This is a genomic window from Paenibacillus sp. ACRSA (genome assembly GCF_022346845.1).
Lineage (GTDB): Bacteria > Bacillota > Bacilli > Paenibacillales > Paenibacillaceae > Paenibacillus.
Genome location: NZ_JAKRNP010000002.1, coordinates 853,183 through 870,762 on the forward strand (window position 1 = coordinate 853,183; position 17,580 = coordinate 870,762).

Consider the following 17,580-nt stretch of genomic DNA (forward strand, 5'->3'; position numbering starts at 1 on the left):
TTTGAAAAAACTTATCATCTCCATTTTTGGAGCAGCAGTACTATTTACATCAGGTGCAACAAGTACAGAGGCAAGCACAATCAATACAGTCGTTAATAACATGACAGGCATTCCTTACAAATGGGGCGGTACAACCATGGCCGGCTTCGATTGTTCTGGATTTATGAGATATCTCTTTGATAAATATAGTATTGATCTACCACGTACTTCTCAGCAGCAAGCCAAAGCAGGAACTCCAGTATCCAAAGCGAATCTTCGCACAGGAGATCTTGTTTTCTTCAACACAATGGGCAATGGCGTTTCACACACAGGCGTTTATATCGGTGGCGGTCAATTCGCACATGCTTCAAGCAGCAAAGGGGTCAGCATCACCAAATTGTCTAACCCTTACTTCAAAGACCGTTATGTCACAGCTCGCCGAGTTACCGGGCAGTTTATGTATAATAAAATGATTGGAAAAATATAATATAACTTCGATGTACATAAATAAGGACCTATTCCCGTAGCATTTGCCAAGGAATAAGTCCTTATTTTCATTTGTATAGCTCCATTCTACTTAGTGGAGCGCCTTCTGTACGCGCATTGCACCCTGGGATAGTGCATGACCGCCGCCTACGGCACCCGCAACAGCAACGGTCTCCATGATCTCCTGATCGGTAGCGCCTTTCGCACGAGCTTCCTCCACGTGATAGAAGGTACACACTTCGTTATTCGCAAATAAGCCAATGCCCAAGGCAATTAATTGTTTCGTTTTGGCATCAATGGCTCCTGGCTGAAAGCATTCTCCCGTAAACTCATGGTAAGACTTCACCACTCCCGGTAACACATCGCTCAACTCACCAATCTGATCTTTATACGCATGAACCTTTTCATTCATCAATGTCATATCATTGCACGCCCTCTCGGAGATAGTTCCACATCCTTCACTGTAACTATCCTTTCTCCTGAGCGAATCGATTATGCCAATGGTATGATGGTAAATCCCGTTAGCTCATTTCCTACTCGCTAAGTGGACTCTGACGCGGCTCGCTAAACAACTGATAGCGATAACTTCGATCGAGCTTAACCACACGCCGATTCTGCCGACGAATGAGTACCTGCTCTCCATCCCAAGCAACAACAATTCCTGTGACATCATTGGACTCAAGCTCGTCCCTTACCACTCTAACCTTTTCACCTGACAAACGCAGGGCATCCAGCTCTGTATCACTAATCATGTCTATGGCTCCTATGTTCCAAATTAATTTACAAAAAGAGACCTAAATGACAACTCATTTAGGTCTCACGTGACTGTATTGGACTGTCATGTCATACGAAGCGTATGTCCCGACTGAAATTTACCGCTGCGCGTGCTCTTTGCTGTCATTCTTCTCAAACCAAAAATCAAGCACTTTGGCGGACATCACACGTTCTTCAAGGTACTCCACTTGATGCGGTGTAAATTGCTCTTTCCAAGAGAAGGACAACTCTTCACACAAGCCTACAATCGTCAGAAGTTCTGACCAGGCAACATAGCGTTTGTACCAGAAAAATTGAGGATGTTCAATCATATAGGGATAAAGGTCATCGAATTCCGTATGTTTACAATCCAGGGCACGTTCAAAATGAACTTTCGATTCCGCCAGCTTATCAATAAAAAATTGTTCTGTTGCCGGTTGGTTCCCCATGGTGTTGCCTCCTCTCCCTAACATAACCCCATTATAAATGAATTCTGCGGTCATGCAAAGGCATTGTTCAAAAAATAGGCCCTTTTCCTTTAAAATGTCACATTTCGTTATCGTCAAACTGAATGCTTCCTTCGTTCAGGGAACGAATACGTACCAAGGCTTCAACAGGGATTCCCTGTTCACGGATGGTTCGTGCTCCTACTTGAAAACATTTTTCGACGACTACACCGAAACCAACTAATTCAGCCCCAGAGCGTTCAATAATCTTGATTACACCGCGAGCTGCATCCCCATTAGCAATAATATCGTCTATGAACAAAATACGATCATTCTCATGAATATATTCACGAGATACCATAATATCGGTCACAATTCCTTTCGTAAACGATGGTACACGTTCACAGTAGGCATCAGGATCAGCCAGTAGCGTTTTTTTGCGTCGAGCGAATACAAGAGGTACTCCTAGCTCATGTGCAACAGCAAAAGCTACCGGAATGCCAGAAGACTCCACCGTAATAACACGTGTTACACCACTTTCACGAAAACGTGAGGCAAACTCACGTCCCATTTCCATTGTCAAACCAGGGTCAATCTGATGATTCAGCAGTCCATCCAATTTAAGCACCTGATCGGAGATGACTACTCCTTCTTCTAAAATACGTTGTTTCAACACTTCCATGATTTGACCTCCCAAGCCTATCCTATGACGTAAAAGTATCATAGATATGACTGTCAATTCAAGCGAAATCAGCTTTATTGCTACTTAGCCTTACAATTGATGCTCAAAGAATGAGCTCATTGTCATGAGTTTCCAGGGTCAAGCATACCTTGTACCATGGCACCCGCATGTCCAAACTATTCAGGGGCCTGAGAGGGGAAACACATGAAACAGGCATTTCGGGTGCTGCAGATCGCATTTACATACATTGGAACGGTGGTAGGTGCCGGCTTTGCAACAGGCCAGGAGATCCTGCAGTTTTTTACCCAGTATGGCAAATGGGCAACGCTCACCATCGGCCTATCCACCATACTTTTTGTCTGGCTAGGCACCAAAATGATGCTCATTGCACACGATACAGGCTCCCGCTCCTACGAAGATCTTAATAAGCATCTATTTGGCTACAAAGCAGGCAGATGGATCACTTGGATTACCCTTCTCATTCTCATTGGAGTGAACAGCGTCATGTTGGCTGGAGCAGGCTCCGTCTTTGTTGAACATCTCGGCTTGCATTACCAGACCGGCTTACTCGTTACACTTGTCGGTACTTACCTCCTTCTGGGACGAGGTATCCGAGCCATTATGCAAATGAATAGTATCGTTGTGCCGATGATGCTGCTGCTCTCGCTGCTTATGATTACCAGCACACTCCATCAACCTGGGGCTTCTAGATTTATCACGTTAACAACCGATAAAAGTCTGATACAGGTATGGCTATCTCCACTCTTATACACTTCATTTAATCTGGTATTAGCCCAAGCTGTACTCGTACCTTTAGGAAACCAGATTCAAAGTCGAAACATGCTGAAGTGGGGCGGCGTACTCGGCGGAATTGGAGTAGGCTTTATGCTGCTCGCAGCTCATTTTGCTATGTCTGCACAGATGCCGGGAATAACACAATTTGAAATTCCGATGGGCAGCATTGCCTTTCAGCTTGGTTGGATCGTTCAGTCCGTTTATGTATCCCTGATTTTCATGGAAATATTCAGCACCTTTGTAGCAGACATTTATGGTATGACGCTGCAGGTTAGACAAAACATTCGTGTACATCCGCGGATCATTATGCTAGCTATTATGTTGTTGTGTTACTCCCTTAGTCAATTTGGCTTCAGCTCTCTATTATCTATTCTTTACCCCATTTTCGGATGTTTGGCACTCTTCTGGGCTTTTAAATTAATTATGGATCGTTGGGGCAGTTTCCGAGGGACAAAAGAAAAATATTAGTTCACTTTGTGGCAACTTGAGCTGAATAGACCGACTCTAAGATAATTAATTTATTTTAAGAGTCGGTTTTTATTTTATTTTTTTCGATCGTTTAGTTTTAAAAGGTCAATTCAGCGTCATCGCTGTATTATGAAGAACATTCACAAGTTCATCAGAGGGCTCTGCGTTTAACTTGAAATAATGAACATACTCTTCTCGATCTACTTGATAGCTTAACTTCACGTACATATCTGTATAAATTTCCAATGTCTCTTGATCTATCTTCGATGGATCTAACAAGAACGCCCTAAATAGGGATGCTCCTGTACTTGTGCCATGTGGTGTAATTGTTGGTAGGTTATCAAAGGTGACATTTGATTCAAAAATGTTGGTTGTACCTATTTTACTTAGCATTTGTGGATGAAGATGAAAGCTCATTTGCAGCTGTTCCATCTCCACTTTGGGTTCTTCAATGAACATTTCGTAAATGATTCGTTCCACATTTTCTTTATTACTATAGCTGATCGTAGCTGTAATGTTGAAATGATCGTTCACCACATCCGTTAAGAAAACTTCAGGCTGATACGCAATCTTACTTTCCATATCACTTAATTCCTTGGATTGTCCACGATGATTCAGATCAGTACATCCTGCAATGAGAAGCATTATTATGGTCGTATAGGCTATAAGAGGTTTAGCAAACATCTTCAAACTTCCTTCCTCCCTTTCCTTCGAATTGAACATTTCAATTCATTAAGTATCTTTGTAGTACACATTCGCATCTATCTCTTTTAATACACGCTATTAATGACTACTAATTAGAACTTAACCATAAAGTCAGAAAATAAAAAACACAGCATAACTGCTAATGTATCAGCAATTATGTTGTGCTCTTCTAAGATATCGTTATTTTATTAGGTTAAAGATGGTTTAGCGAATTGCAAATACATTTTTTTCAATTCATTGACCGATCTACCTAGAGAATAATGCGTCTTCGCCTTCTCACATGCTGAGCGTGCAAGCTCATAACGATAAGCCGGGTCGACCATCACCTTCTCTAAAGCTTCTGCAAGCGCAGACGGGTCCTCAGAAGGAACTAACAGTCCGTTACTACCATTCTCAATCTGTTCAGGAATTCCCCCAACATCTGTACCAACCAACGCTAGACAGCTCAGTGCAGCCTCTGCAAAGACAGATCCGAAGGCTTCAGCGCGTGAAGGAAGTACAAAAATATCAAAGAACGGCATAAATTCCTCAGGATGCAGCGTGTAACCATAAAATATCGTTTCGTTATATATCCCCAGCCGTTGTGCTAGCTCTTCCAGATCGGGACGAATTGGGCCATCTCCGATAATATGAAGAACGTAATCCAGTCCTCGATCCTTAAGTTCCGCGCATGCCTTGAACAGAATATCCAGACCTTTGGCTGGTACAAGGCGACATACGGTAACTAACTGTGGGATGGCATTGTCATGCGCAATCGGCTTAAACCTTTTTTCATCGAATCCATTGGGTATAATGCCAATGATATCCGGTTGTTGAACATAAGCACCCAAATAACGACGGAACGAGTCAGACACGGTTAACAACCGCTCTGCCTGATGCTCCAGCTCACGGTAAATCGACACTAGGAATTGATGTTCCAATCCATCTGGCTCGATCCGGCCATTCAGAATCAACTCTCGCTCATAACTGGAGTGAATCGTTTGAATGAGAGGTGTGTCTGGGAAAACCTTTTTCATAGCAAGACCGGCAATTGGATGATGTGCGTGGATGAGATCATACGGCTTCTGAATTCGTAGTTTAGTCCACCATAAGTAATCACGATAAGTTTGCATATATTTCTGAACAATCGGACTGTCCTGATACAGTGTCCAATCGAACGTCTCAAAAGCAATATCTTCTCTACCTTTGTTGCGAATACGTTTGGGTAGCGAGAACAGATCCATCTCCCATCGTGGAGTTGTGAACCTCTCTTGCATATACGGTATCATAGAGGATACACCTCCGGGCTGCTCCGGAGGAAAGAATAGCGCCTGCAGCAATTTCACCGTTAGTTTCCCCCTTTCTTGCTTCGATCTTATAAGTACATCTTCAATTATGATATATTAGAACGTATGTTTCAGTAAAGCAATAACTGAACATTTCCTCTCCATTCTTCTTACACTGGGATAACATGTTACATGATGAGTCATTTCTCCCTTTATCATTATACGTGCATAATAAATACGTGCATAATAAGAGCCGGTGAGCTGCAATCTACGCTCCCGGCTCCGTATATTTATTTTATTCAGTACGCAATCAACTTAACATTAATTCAATCCTAAAGACTTCTCATACGTGCTATATCCCTCAGTTTCACCTACAAACGTGTAACCATGACGAGCGTAAAACGCATTGAGAGTGGCATTGTCCGCACCACAATCCAATCGCATCGTGTGTTTACCCTCAAACTGAATGCCTTCGGTCGCCCAGTCCAATATACTGCGTCCAAGACCCGTCTTAGCATGCTTTCTACGAATGGCTAGGCGGTGCAAATAAACTGCTCCATCTTTCGCATGTGCTCTCGTTCCCCATAGTTTACTATCCCAAGCACTCGGCTTACGCATCAGAATGACCATTCCAGCGACATCAGCGTCTTTTTTGAACACAAAAACATCACCACGCCGAATAGCACCTTCCGTATCATGCGAATCCTCTCCCTCTAGTAGGGCACTCCACTGGGATGAACCCTGACTACGCAGCCATTCCGCCGTCTCTGTTAGAAGAGCCATGACCGCCTCCGTATCTTTTGGCTCTGCAAGCTTAACTCGAAAGTCTTCGTTAATGATATCTTGGATGATTGTAAATGATTGCTCCATCTTTCTCCGCACTCCTTTGTCTCTTATGAATAATGGAACTATAGCCGGAAATGAATATTTCGTCAAAAAAGCAAATAAAAAAGGTAAAGAGCCGCAGCCCTTTACCTGTCAATCCTTGCTTCATCAATAATCTGGTTGCGGTATAACATCGTCAGATGCAACGTATCGAACTCGAGCTCTTTGTCCAGTTCCTTCAGAAGCACCTCAACTAAGCTCTGTCGCTGCACATTGGTACCCGGAATCTGATAATCCATATATCCGGTTAGATCCGGATGTGAAGTGTCAATTGTAGCTGTTCCCACCGGCAGTCCACCACGTTCCTGAAGGTACAGTGCGTACTCACGGAACTCTCGGTCTTTGCGTACAAGTATGACATAAGAGATATCCTCCGCATCTTCCTCTACATCTCTGTCTTGCATCTCATCTATAGTTCGACCTGTTGTATCGTAATTAGAAGCATTGCTGAGAGAACCAACTGTTCGGTATTCGTCATCCGAAGTTACATCATCTTCATGGTCATCTTCCCCAGCAAAGTCACGGTGTATCCACTCTACCGAATCGAATTGGTTCCCCTGATGCCAGAAGTGAATCGTAATCGTATCGATCAATTCTTCATCCAACTCTCGCACAAGCAACTCAGCAGCAATCTCTTGCTGTTGTTCATCCGGCTCGTCATACCAGTGAATTTCCCCTTGGACATCTGCTCCATACTGTTTCAGCGTCGCTTCGGCAAGCTCTTGACCTTGTACATCATTAAATACATACGTCGATATGTTGCGTCCCGCTGATACTAGTTCCATCTCCAGCAGTTGCTCCTGATCCTGATATGTAAAAGATTCATCTTGCGAGCCGGGAATGATCTGAATCTCACTCACATCCGTATCATCGTAATCCCTATCATATATGTTCTCATCTTCGTACCATTCCACCTCAACCTCGGTATCGGGTTTCAGCAACACCGAACGCAGTGTTCCGCAGTTGACTAACACTTCGTAATAATCAGCTTCCACTGCATCAACAAGCGCACGAACATATTCATGTACCTTGTCCATTACGATTTCTTCAGATGCTTCCGTAAGCGATCCACGTTCCAATTGAAGACTTCCCGATAACCGATCATTCTCTCTATACACGACTAAAAGCGAACCTACGTATTGACCATGTACCATAACATCCAGTACTTCGCCGCCTAATGTTCGCAGATTCGGAATGAGCTCCACATGCAGTTCCATGAATCCGTCCTCCTTGGTCTTCTAAGATTATTCTCTTAGGTTGCCCAGGAAGACAGTAGATTATGAGATCAAACCTTAGCGTTTTCTAGTTCGTACGTTTAATTTGATCCTATTCACCTAATACATGTTTTCGAATCGAATGTGCCACTCCCTGATCATTGTTCGAAAGTGTCACTTCATCTGCAGCTGCTTTTACTTCATCAGGAGAATTGTCCATAGCAATTCCTTTGCCTGCATAGGTCAGCATCGTTATATCATTATAATAATTACCAATAGCCATTACCTCAGAGGGCTGAATGCCTTTGGATTCAGCTAATCTTTTCAATGATGTACCTTTGGTTGCTTCAGGGTGCATCAGATCAATGAAAAAGTCTCCACTACGTGTCATGTAGTAGGGAAGATTCCATTTCCCCCACTCTTGCTGTACTGTGTTCATTTGCTCTAACGGTCCAAAGGCCGTAAATTTGACAAGCGGTTCAGTTAGATCTGCCCACTGGGGCAACTGTTGTGGCTTCATCATAAAGTTGCGATACATCTCCTGTACTTGCAATTCCAGCCCTTCCGGCTGATCCACATATAATCCAAATGCCGTGTTAATGTCAAAATGAACCCCATTCTCCCGACAATACGTGATAAACGGCTCTAGCCCCTGACCCTCCATCGCAAAACGATGAACAATTTCACGTGTGCTTACTTCAGCAGTTACCGCTCCGTTATGTGTTATCACATAGCCTGCCAAACCCATCTGCTCCATAAAAGGAATCGTGTTAGCTGGACCTCTGCCTGAGCACAGCACAATCTCTATCCCTTGACGGGATGCACGAATCAAGGTTTCTTGTGTCATTTCAGTTAGTTCATGGTGATCGTTCAGCAATGTTCCATCGACATCAAGTGCAATTAATTTATATGTCATTTTGTATTCACTCCTTAAATAGGGGGGATCGCACCCTCCCAAACCCTCCCTTCCGAGGGAGGGCCCCAGAGGGCTCTGCCCTCTGGACTCCCGTTTGCGGAAGCGGCGGCGGGTCGGGTCTTGCTATGTAACGGTTGGTGTCGGAACGCTTGTCTGCCAGGGTCACCGCTACATACAGCGGTGACCCTGCCCAAGCTTACCGGGACCATTTCGGGCAAGGCTTCGCCACTTGCCCGGGCTCCCTGCTCCGCTCCGCGAAGGGCGGGAGCTTTGCGCCTTTGGCGCGGGGGCAAGGCTTCGCCCCTTGCCCGGGCTCCCTGCTCCGCTTCGCGAAGGGCGGGAGCTTTGCGCCTTTGGCGCGGGGGCAAGGCTTCGCTCCTTGCCCGGGCTCCCTGCTCCGCTTCGCGAAGGGCGGGAGCTTTGCGCCTTTGGCGCTAGGGCAAGGCTTCGCTCCTTGCCCGGGCTCCCTGCTCCGCTTCGCGAAGGGCGGGAGCTTTGCGCCTTTGGCGCGGGGGCAAGGCTTCGCCACTTGCCCGGGCTCCCTGCTCCGCTTCGCGAAGGGCGGGAGCTTATTTGCGCAGAATATTTAACTCTTCTGCGGTAAGTTCGCGATAGCAGCCAATCGGTAGATCGGCTGCTAGCTGCAGGTCACCCATGGCTACTCGTTTAAGGTAAACCACTCGTTTGCCAACAGCCTGAAACATACGTTTCACCTGGTGAAACTTCCCTTCGTGAATGATCAACGATATGGATGAATACACACCCTCATCCGTCTCTTCGTGATGAAGAATCGTTAGATCCGCCGGTAAGGTTTTATATCCATCATCCAACTGTATACCTGCCTTGAATTGCCGAATATCCTCTTCAACCACTCGTCCTAATACACGAGCTTCATACGTCTTAGGAACGTGTTTACGTGGGGATAGAAGATCATGCGCAAGCGGCCCATCATTGGTTAGGATCAGCAGACCTTCTGTGTCTTTATCCAGACGGCCAACCGGGAACGGGTTGAAGACACGATCCTCTTTACGCAGTAGATCTAATACCGTTCGATCCCTATTATCTTCGGTAGCCGACACAACACCCGGGGGTTTATGCAACATCAGATAGATCATTTCCCGGTAGACGATCCGTTCGCCATCTACCTCGATGACATTCAGGTCTGGATTCACCTGTAATCCGCTATCTTTCACAGCTATGCCATCCACTTGTATGCGGCCTTGCTTCACTAACTTTTTGAGTTCACTTCGTGTACCCACACCCATATGACTCAAAATCTTGTCCAGACGCAAGGTCTGTTTTCCCTTTCCACTCATACCGATGTCCACCTCCAGCCTGCCGGATATTCATTTTTCAGCACGCCATCCAGCCATTTTCCCCAGCCAGCGGCATAACCATCAACACACACTAAAGTATAACCCTTGGCAACTACTCCCGCCTTGAGCTGAACCCGAGACTCCTCAACATTTAAAGTCTCTCCTTTTAGATACCTCACCGCTTCACCATTTGCAGAATCCAGGTTGATCACTCGCACTGCCTCTGCACTATGCAACGCACACGCCAACGGATGGGATGGCACAAATCGTCCATTTTTCAACGTTCCCATGAACCATCCAGGACGAATGACTTTAAGTCCCTCTAGACGCTCAGCACCTACCGAAGATTGATATACACGGTCACCGTAATACACCGTTTCTCCGGGAAGCTCTATTTCCAGATGATCTTGTACAAACTGCTTGTAGATGATCTCCGGTTCCAGTTGCTCTGTTCCACGACCCTGTCCACGTCGCTCTGCTTTGCGTCCGCCACGTTCATTTCCTTTTGCCTGTTTCCCCTTCGATTTCCCCTCGTAGTCCTGTCTAGGTTTGTTCTCTCTCGCCTCTGTTCTCAGAAGACGCTCTCGTTTACGATCGGCTTTACTAAGGGGTGCAGACGCTGCAATGAAACGCTCTTGCTCTAAATCACGCTCAGTATCGATATGCGCTCTATCATCTGCTACTCCGTCCACAATGTCATCCGCCTCTGAATCCACCAGATCTTGTGCAGCGAAAGATTGACTCCGATGCTGTAGCACCGCCACATAATGACCTTCCCCTTCTAACAACTGAGGCCACAATCTCGCCGTTCCAGCCACTTGATCTAATACCAAAGCTGTCTCCTGTGCCGTTTCTGGCATCGTTTGACGCACCCAATCAGGTCTACCCGGCTCAAATCCTGCTTCCTTAGGGATGTCTTTCACAACAAAATCAGGATTCAACTTCAGAAACTCCGCAATCATTGCTTCATTTTCCTCAGGCGCAAATGTACATGTCGAATAAACGATCGTACCTCCTGGAGCCAGCAATCTTGCAGCCGTCTCTAGAATGTCTCGTTGCATCAGAACACACTTATCAATGGAATGATCCTCCCATGATTTCACCATGTCCTCATCTTTGCGGAACATACCTTCCCCTGAACAAGGAGCATCTATTAAGACCTTATCAAAATAATGCTCAAATGCACCTGCTATGCGCTCTGGAGATTCGTTCAACACAACTGCATTTCGAACTCCGTATAATTCCACATTTTTGGCAAGTGCCTTAGTTCGTTCAGCATGAATATCATTGGTTACAAGCAAGCCCTTACCTTGCAGTTTGGCCGCAATATGGGTAGACTTCCCGCCTGGCGCAGCACACAGATCAAGCACTCGGTCTCCTGGCTGCACACCCAATAATTCAACAGGTGCCATTGCACTTGGTTCTTGAATGTAATATAGACCCGCATGATAATAAGGATGCAATCCCGGCTTCACTCCGTAAGGCACATAAAAACCTGTCCCACACCAAGGAATGGGACGCAAGTCGAATGGAGCGATCTGCTCGAATGACTCCATGGATATTTTTAACGTATTCACTCTCAGCCCCGCATGCGGGGACTGATCATATGATGACATAAATTGTTCAAATTCATTACCAAGCAATGTTTTCATTCGCTCAGTAAATTTCAAAGGTAGCTGTACAGCCATAATTGCACTCATCCTGTCCTGTTAAAATACCAGCATCTCTTAGAATGCCTACATCTTGCTCTATGTTATCATATCCGAGTTTTGCTGTCTTATCGGTTCAGTAGATATTCCACTACAGCCTGTAATGTTGTATAATGACAAGTAGGTTAATTCTTGAGCAAAAATTCGGTGTATTATGCATATTATCCCAGACTATATTTTTGCCAAAGCCATATCACGATATGAATAATGGGGGATGTTCAATGAAATCTAAGAAAAAGAAAAGTGCCACGATCCTTATTTTCCTAGGCATTTTTGTCATTTTGCTAGCCGCACTTGTACTGGTGAATCAACAATCCAAGAAGCAGATGGATGCTGTAGAGAATGCGTATGGTATTCCGGCTTCCAAGCTCACTTCAGCTACTCGCGAATTGCTCGATGATCCGAATTACCAACAAATTATTTTGCCTGGTGATATGAAAGCTAAGATTGATAATAAAGAAAGCTTTTTTGTTTATTTCTTCGCATCTGATTGCTCACACTGCCGTGCTACAACACCTCAATTGATGCCTTTAGTAGATCAAGAAGGTATCCAATTGCCACAGTTCAACCTACGTGAGTTTGACTCTGGATGGACAGATTACAATATCGAGTTCACACCAACGCTTGTTTATTACCAAGACGGTGTTGAGAAGGATCGCATGGTTGGCGGACTTCAGGAGAATGGCAGTGATAACGGCTATACCCTGGATGACTACAAACAATTCTTTGACAAATACAAGGATAGCGCAACGCCAGCAGCAAGCTAAGCACAAGTTCGGTGTTATGGATACCGATACGTGGAGTTGTTGTTGATGGAGGGACAAGCATTGAGCACTTAGGTTGTGCTGCTCAATACTTGTCCCTACTCTCCTTCTCTATCCATCGCTAGAATACGAAACACCCCGATCGCCCGTAAGGCATGATCGGGGTGTTTTTTATATTTTTCCTGCAAGGCTGTCACAGCCCTGTCAGCAACGATGCTTAAGCTTGAGTATCATGTATTCCGTTTTATTGCTCTTTCTGCTGCAATGCCTTCATCTTCTCTTCATAGATCCGTCCACGCGTCGGACTTCGCCGCTGCGGTATGTTAGGTTTCACGTGCTGGCTTCTTTGGCTAACAGCTTGAATCAACGCTTCATCCTGAATCACAATCGTTAGATCACGATAAGGGAAGCTATCCGAATCTGAATCTGTCAGTCCCTCTAACAGCTCACGGACTTCTTGGACTAATCGTCCAAGCTCAATTCCCTGTTGAGCAGCAGGATACGTCTCCAGAAGCTCTACTGCACTTTGAAACATCATCCGCGCTCCACGAAGATTGCCGTTTCTAAAATGATACAATCCAACGGCAATTTGCAGCATCCCTTTATAAAATGAATTACGATCACATTTTAACCACAGTTCTTCCAACACTTCATGGCATTCAAAATAGTCCTGATCGCGATTAAAGTAGATTAAGTAGTCGATGTACAGTGGCTCATAGCTGTTCATCTGGGTTCTCGCCCTTCCTCGCATTGTTCAAAAGTGCCTTCACATCATCTAGAAGGTCTTTAAGCCCTTCCATGTCATGACGCTCCCAGCAATCATTGAACCGTTTCTGGGCTTCAATCGCTTCATTCACTAGATGGTAGAAATACAATTGATGTATGATGTTCAGTGTTCTTGATACGATATTAGAGTCATCCTCAAATGCCTTCTGTGCCTCAAGGATTTGCAATCGAATTGCAGACATCTCATTATCAAGTACAAATGCAGCTTCAGCCGTCTTTTTCAGCCTAGCTCGCATATCATCGGGAAGACTCTCCCGAAACTTATAACTGAGGGAATGTTCGATGGTCGCCCAGAAATTCATCGCTAACGTCCGGATCTGAATCTCGGCCAACACGATTTTTTGTCCAAGTGCCGTCTGAACAGGATATTCAATGATCATATGGAAACTGCGGTATCCACTCTCTTTGAAGTTGGTAATGTAATCTTTTTCAATGAGAACGGTTAGATCCTTACGTGCGCGAATATATTCGGCCACTCGGCGAATATCATCCACGAACTGACACATAATCCGTATTCCTGCAATATCCTCTATCCCGGTTTCTACCTGATCCAGCGGCACATTCAAACGCCTGGACTTCTCCAAAATGCTGGATATTTTTTTGACACGACCCGTCACGAATTCGATTGGAGCGTATTCTTCCCTTTTCTTCAACTCCGCCCGCATTGTCTTGAACTTAACCTTCAATTCCTCTACCGCTTGTTCATAAGGAAGTAAAAATGTACCCCAGTCTCTACCGTCCATGCTTATGCCTCCTGTCTCTATAGCGTCCCCTATATTACCTATTATACATGATGTTTGTCGGGGGGAAGAGTCCCGTACAATTAACCTCTTCCAAGCTTCTATATTTTGCTATTGGGGAACTTCCTTCTCTTCTACTTGTGCTCCGCACCTACCGCTTCGGAAATATGACTATAACCATCTTGGCGCAACAATTCGCGCAATCCGGCATGGATGCGGCGGTTTACTTCTGGCCCTTCATAGATCAGAGCTGTATAAATTTCCACAAGGCTTGCTCCCGCCTTAATTTTCTCATAAGCGTCCTCGCTTGTAAAAATACCACCTGAGCCGATAATCGGGAGCTTACCTTCGGTCTGGCGATAGATCTGACGAATGATCTCCGTAGAGCGATCACGGAGTGGCTTACCGCTTAGTCCACCTGTTTCCTTCGCATGCTGGTGAGACAGCCCCTCCCGACTAATCGTCGTATTGGTTGCGATAATACCGGCTACACCGCTATCAACTATCGTTCTCACCATATATTCAAGCTCCTGATCGTTGACATCTGGTGCAATTTTGACAAGAACGGATTTGGCTGCGCCACCAACAATCGCTCGCTGGGCTTTCATCTCATTCATAACCGCAGCAAGCAATTCTTTTAATTCATTCCCATGTTGCAGATTACGCAAATCCGGTGTATTTGGTGAGCTAATATTGACGACAAACAGATCAGCATATTGGTACAGTGCTCGGATACACTTCGCATAATCTAGATGTGCCTCTTCATTTGATGTTGCCTTATTCTTACCGATATTCACAGCGACTGGAATGCGACGTTCCTTCAGACGAGATAGTTCACCTGCCATCGCTTCCGCACCCAGGTTATTGAATCCCATACGGTTCACTAGCGCCTCATCGGGAGGCAGACGGAATAATCGTGGCTGATCGTTTCCTGGCTGTGCTAGAGGTGTTACAGTACCCACCTCCATGAATCCAAATCCAATCGAAGAGAACCCCGTTACTGCTTGTCCGTTTTTGTCCAGACCTGCTGCTAATCCTACAGGCGTAGGAAAGTGGCATCCAAACATATCCACTGCGAGATCAGCCGTTTCACGCACACCATACATCACACGTAAACCAGAGGGCACCGGGCGTATGCTTCCCATACCACTAAGGCCACCAATAATGAGATGATGAGCCTGCTCAGGGTCCATTTTGAACAATAGCGGTTTTGCAAGACTTCTGTATAACAAATCGTTCACTCCGTTCTCGTCCGGTACGCTTTTTAAAAAAGGCTTTCCCGTCTTTTCATATGTAAAAAAACACTCTATACACAAGTCTATCCGTTTCTTCTTCAAAAGGAAAGTGATTTACGTATAGACACAATCATTTATTCAGATCATCCAAAGATCGGATTGAAGTATACGCTTTCCGCAAGAATGCTATGATCAGAACCTTACACGCGATACCCGATTTCTCATTTCAAAAAGGCACGATAATAAATCTACCTGCATACTGGAAAAGAGAAGGGGAATTCTTTACAATGATACCATAGTCACATTAATAATAGCTCGATGATAAGGAGGAACAGCTCATGGCTCCCAAACGTAAACCACCAACACTTCAGCAGAAAAAAGAAGAAGTGAATCGAAAAGCTATCATCTGGACAGCAGCCAGTGTGGTCGGATTAATCATTATTATCAGCGCACTGATTATTATCGCCAATATGTAAATGAACCAACCCATGCTTCACATTTTACATAATCATTAAGCAGGCTGTATAAGGGCAGTTCGATGATGAAGGTGCATTATTGTGCGATGTATGTACCTAGTTCAACCAGTGATACGTCTTGTTCGGATTATTCTGCTTAGGCACGAGCGTGTACTTGTAGCGATCCTTCGCTTCTGGAATAACCAGGGTGTCTGGAAGCAGATCCGTCCCAATCCGCACGGGAGTACCCTGAGGAGCAAGTGCGAATAGTTCTTCCACGTCTGCCTTGTTCATCCTCACACATCCAAGGGATTCATCTAGTCCGATACTATCCGGCTCGTTGGTCCCATGGATGGCATAATTGGTATCCGAGAGCTGCATTCCCCTCGTCCCAAACTCTCCGTTGGAGCGACCATTCGGATTGACCACTTTATCACTGATGACAAAGATACCTTCTGGCGTTCGATCTCCGCCTAGACCCACCTCATAATTACGAATAATCGTGTTTCCACTGAGGAGCGCGAGCCTATGATTCTTCTTATCCACAACAATCTCGAGTGGTTCCTTCAGGAAAGGCTCGCCACCTAACGTATCTCCAAACACATCCGCTGAATCTATTGCGTTTTCGCCTGCGGAACCCGTTTGAGCCTCGGTTTCCTTACCTTGTTGATGCATTGCAAGTAGAACAGGGAACATTTGACTCATGCCAGGCGAGGTCTCACCTAGCACATTATTAGGAAACGGCTGAGCAAGTTGGTTCACATTTTTGGGCCAAGATCCATTTTTTTTTCGATAAGTTCCGATTGCACTAGACAACGATGCTGCCACCTCCTGCTTGGCCGACCAAGCCGCTGCTAACTGTTTCACTTCCGTTGAAACCTCTGGAGGCTCACAGTCACACTGCTTCGCATCATAGCTTTGAGCTGTCAATCTTCCTTTGTTGTTGGTCTGTATGATGTATTTCACTGGCATATTACGTTTCCACAACGACCATTGATCAGACACCTGCATACCGAGGACGGCTGACGTCTGCACGTTCGATCCCGCACTAGCCCAGGCTGCAGCTAATGCAGTTTCACCTTGACTTCCACCCCCAAAGGTGCCCGCAGTAAATACACTGGAATCGTTACCCTCTGGATCTGCAACTGATGCTTCCCCAGCTTGTTCTTCCTGATCATCTGTTGCAGCCAGCGCATCTGTGAGTGCTGTGGCTGTATCACGGCTGAAGCCAGGAGCATCGGCAGGCGGTACTAACGCAAGCACTAGCAACATGACCAAGGTTAACCATAACTTGCGAACCCGCTGTTTCTTCTCCTTTTGCTCGCCCATCTCCACGAGTTTATTCTGATAATCCACCCATATATCTGCTGGCGCTTTACTGCGCTCAAAAGCTTCATATACCTCCCCAGCCTGTTGAAAGCAGTAATTTGCTTTGGCTTCTTGGCCTTCATTCAAGTACTCCTTGCCAAGCAAATACCAAGCCATTTTATTATCTGGGTGTTTCTTCACATATGTACGTAAATGAGTATTTTGCATCCGATCCTCCATCAGTTCGTCATTTTCCGTTTCTTCCTATATATCGGCAGATTGACGATTGAAATCCATAGGACTTGAGTCCTCGGATTACTTTCCATCATTTTCTGGCACATACGTGCAAACAACGAAAAAGCACGTCCCACTGTGAAAGACAGCAGAAAGTGCTTAGCATGTTACAATATAAATAATGGATTAACCTTCTTTGTTAAAAGGCTCATCCGCAACTTTAATGGAATCTGTAGGGCAACCGTCGCAAGCGTCCTGCATATCATCGAAGAACTCATCCGGAATAGCTTTGATCCCTTTGTTTGCATCACCGTCGAAGATTACTTCTGCCAAGCCTTCATCATCGTAATCGTAGATGTCAGGTGCTGTTGCTCCGCAAGCTCCACATGCAATACATGTATCTTTTTCAACCCAAGTATATTTACTCATTACAATCTCT

At 45.3% G+C, this 17,580-nt stretch carries 20 protein-coding genes; 4 read left to right on the top strand and 16 right to left on the bottom strand.

The window, feature by feature from the left end; genetic code table 11:
- The first annotated feature begins 1 nt into the window (after position 1).
- On the top strand, positions 2-466 hold the full coding sequence (locus tag MH215_RS08730) for a C40 family peptidase (RefSeq protein WP_145410069.1): 465 nt from the start codon (positions 2-4) through the stop codon (positions 464-466).
- 90 nt (positions 467-556) lie between these two features.
- Here MH215_RS08730 and MH215_RS08735 read toward each other — a convergent pair whose 3' ends face one another.
- The 4 genes from MH215_RS08735 to MH215_RS08750 form a co-directional block, all read right to left on the bottom strand.
- Positions 557-886 carry a carboxymuconolactone decarboxylase family protein gene (locus tag MH215_RS08735; protein WP_056700336.1) on the bottom strand — a complete coding sequence of 110 codons (330 nt, stop codon included), beginning with the start codon at positions 884-886 and terminating at the stop codon, positions 557-559.
- A 112-nt stretch (positions 887-998) separates the two neighbouring features.
- On the bottom strand, positions 999-1,217 hold the full coding sequence (locus MH215_RS08740) for a hypothetical protein (protein ID WP_056700334.1): 219 nt from the start codon (positions 1,215-1,217) through the stop codon (positions 999-1,001).
- A 120-nt stretch (positions 1,218-1,337) separates the two neighbouring features.
- A complete protein-coding gene (locus MH215_RS08745) occupies positions 1,338-1,667 on the bottom strand; it encodes a hypothetical protein (RefSeq protein ID WP_024629266.1) in 330 nt (109 codons plus the stop codon).
- A gap of 97 nt (positions 1,668-1,764) precedes the next feature.
- Positions 1,765-2,346 (bottom strand): xanthine phosphoribosyltransferase, encoded by a 582-nt coding sequence (locus MH215_RS08750; protein ID WP_239289691.1) that lies wholly within the window; start codon positions 2,344-2,346, stop codon positions 1,765-1,767.
- Positions 2,347-2,550: 204 nt separating this feature from the next.
- Here MH215_RS08750 and MH215_RS08755 point away from each other — a divergent pair, with 204 nt between their 5' ends.
- Positions 2,551-3,609 carry a YkvI family membrane protein gene (locus MH215_RS08755; protein ID WP_239289692.1) on the top strand — a complete coding sequence of 353 codons (1,059 nt, stop codon included), beginning with the start codon at positions 2,551-2,553 and terminating at the stop codon, positions 3,607-3,609.
- Between the two features lie 105 nt (positions 3,610-3,714).
- On the opposite strand, the gene MH215_RS08760 is transcribed toward MH215_RS08755, so the two are convergent.
- The 7 genes from MH215_RS08760 to MH215_RS08790 form a co-directional block, all read right to left on the bottom strand.
- Positions 3,715-4,293, bottom strand: coding sequence for a hypothetical protein (locus MH215_RS08760; protein ID WP_239289693.1), 579 nt, complete (start codon positions 4,291-4,293; stop codon positions 3,715-3,717).
- A gap of 209 nt (positions 4,294-4,502) precedes the next feature.
- Entirely contained in the window at positions 4,503-5,639 is a 1,137-nt protein-coding gene (locus MH215_RS08765; RefSeq protein WP_239289694.1) for a glycosyltransferase family 4 protein, read from the bottom strand.
- 261 nt (positions 5,640-5,900) lie between these two features.
- Positions 5,901-6,449 (bottom strand): GNAT family N-acetyltransferase, encoded by a 549-nt coding sequence (locus MH215_RS08770; RefSeq protein WP_239289695.1) that lies wholly within the window; start codon positions 6,447-6,449, stop codon positions 5,901-5,903.
- 101 nt (positions 6,450-6,550) lie between these two features.
- Positions 6,551-7,681 (bottom strand): hypothetical protein, encoded by a 1,131-nt coding sequence (locus tag MH215_RS08775; protein ID WP_239289697.1) that lies wholly within the window; start codon positions 7,679-7,681, stop codon positions 6,551-6,553.
- Positions 7,682-7,790: 109 nt separating this feature from the next.
- Complete coding sequence (locus MH215_RS08780) at positions 7,791-8,594, bottom strand: Cof-type HAD-IIB family hydrolase (RefSeq protein WP_239289698.1); 804 nt, start codon at positions 8,592-8,594, stop codon at positions 7,791-7,793.
- Positions 8,595-9,163: 569 nt separating this feature from the next.
- Positions 9,164-9,910, bottom strand: a complete 747-nt coding sequence (locus tag MH215_RS08785) for a pseudouridine synthase (RefSeq protein WP_239289699.1) — start codon at positions 9,908-9,910, stop codon at positions 9,164-9,166.
- Positions 9,907-11,598: an RsmF rRNA methyltransferase first C-terminal domain-containing protein gene (locus MH215_RS08790; RefSeq protein WP_239289700.1), complete on the bottom strand. Its 1,692-nt coding sequence runs from the start codon at positions 11,596-11,598 to the stop codon at positions 9,907-9,909. The genes MH215_RS08785 and MH215_RS08790 overlap by 4 nt, the downstream gene beginning before the upstream one ends.
- Positions 11,599-11,840: 242 nt before the next feature.
- On the opposite strand from MH215_RS08790, the gene MH215_RS08795 reads away from it, so the two are divergent.
- The gene (locus MH215_RS08795; RefSeq protein ID WP_239289701.1) at positions 11,841-12,386 is read left to right on the top strand and encodes a thioredoxin family protein; all 546 of its coding nucleotides are present in this window, start codon (positions 11,841-11,843) and stop codon (positions 12,384-12,386) included.
- Between the two features lie 241 nt (positions 12,387-12,627).
- On the opposite strand, the gene MH215_RS08800 is transcribed toward MH215_RS08795, so the two are convergent.
- From MH215_RS08800 to MH215_RS08810, 3 genes are all read right to left on the bottom strand, one after another.
- On the bottom strand, positions 12,628-13,110 hold the full coding sequence (locus MH215_RS08800; RefSeq protein ID WP_239289702.1) for a DUF309 domain-containing protein: 483 nt from the start codon (positions 13,108-13,110) through the stop codon (positions 12,628-12,630).
- Positions 13,097-13,912, bottom strand: a complete 816-nt coding sequence (gene yjbM, locus MH215_RS08805; RefSeq protein ID WP_056700306.1) for a GTP diphosphokinase — start codon at positions 13,910-13,912, stop codon at positions 13,097-13,099. Before yjbM ends, MH215_RS08800 begins: the two co-directional genes overlap by 14 nt.
- Before the next feature lie 131 nt (positions 13,913-14,043).
- Positions 14,044-15,141, bottom strand: coding sequence for a quinone-dependent dihydroorotate dehydrogenase (locus MH215_RS08810; RefSeq protein ID WP_239289703.1), 1,098 nt, complete (start codon positions 15,139-15,141; stop codon positions 14,044-14,046).
- A gap of 341 nt (positions 15,142-15,482) precedes the next feature.
- On the opposite strand from MH215_RS08810, the gene MH215_RS08815 reads away from it, so the two are divergent.
- Entirely contained in the window at positions 15,483-15,620 is a 138-nt protein-coding gene (locus MH215_RS08815; protein WP_164848664.1) for a hypothetical protein, read from the top strand.
- Positions 15,621-15,716: 96 nt separating this feature from the next.
- On the opposite strand, the gene MH215_RS08820 is transcribed toward MH215_RS08815, so the two are convergent.
- Positions 15,717-17,135 carry a L,D-transpeptidase family protein gene (locus tag MH215_RS08820; protein ID WP_239289704.1) on the bottom strand — a complete coding sequence of 473 codons (1,419 nt, stop codon included), beginning with the start codon at positions 17,133-17,135 and terminating at the stop codon, positions 15,717-15,719.
- Positions 17,136-17,327: 192 nt separating this feature from the next.
- Positions 17,328-17,570, bottom strand: coding sequence for a ferredoxin (locus MH215_RS08825; protein ID WP_056700300.1), 243 nt, complete (start codon positions 17,568-17,570; stop codon positions 17,328-17,330).
- Positions 17,571-17,580 lie beyond the last annotated feature (10 nt).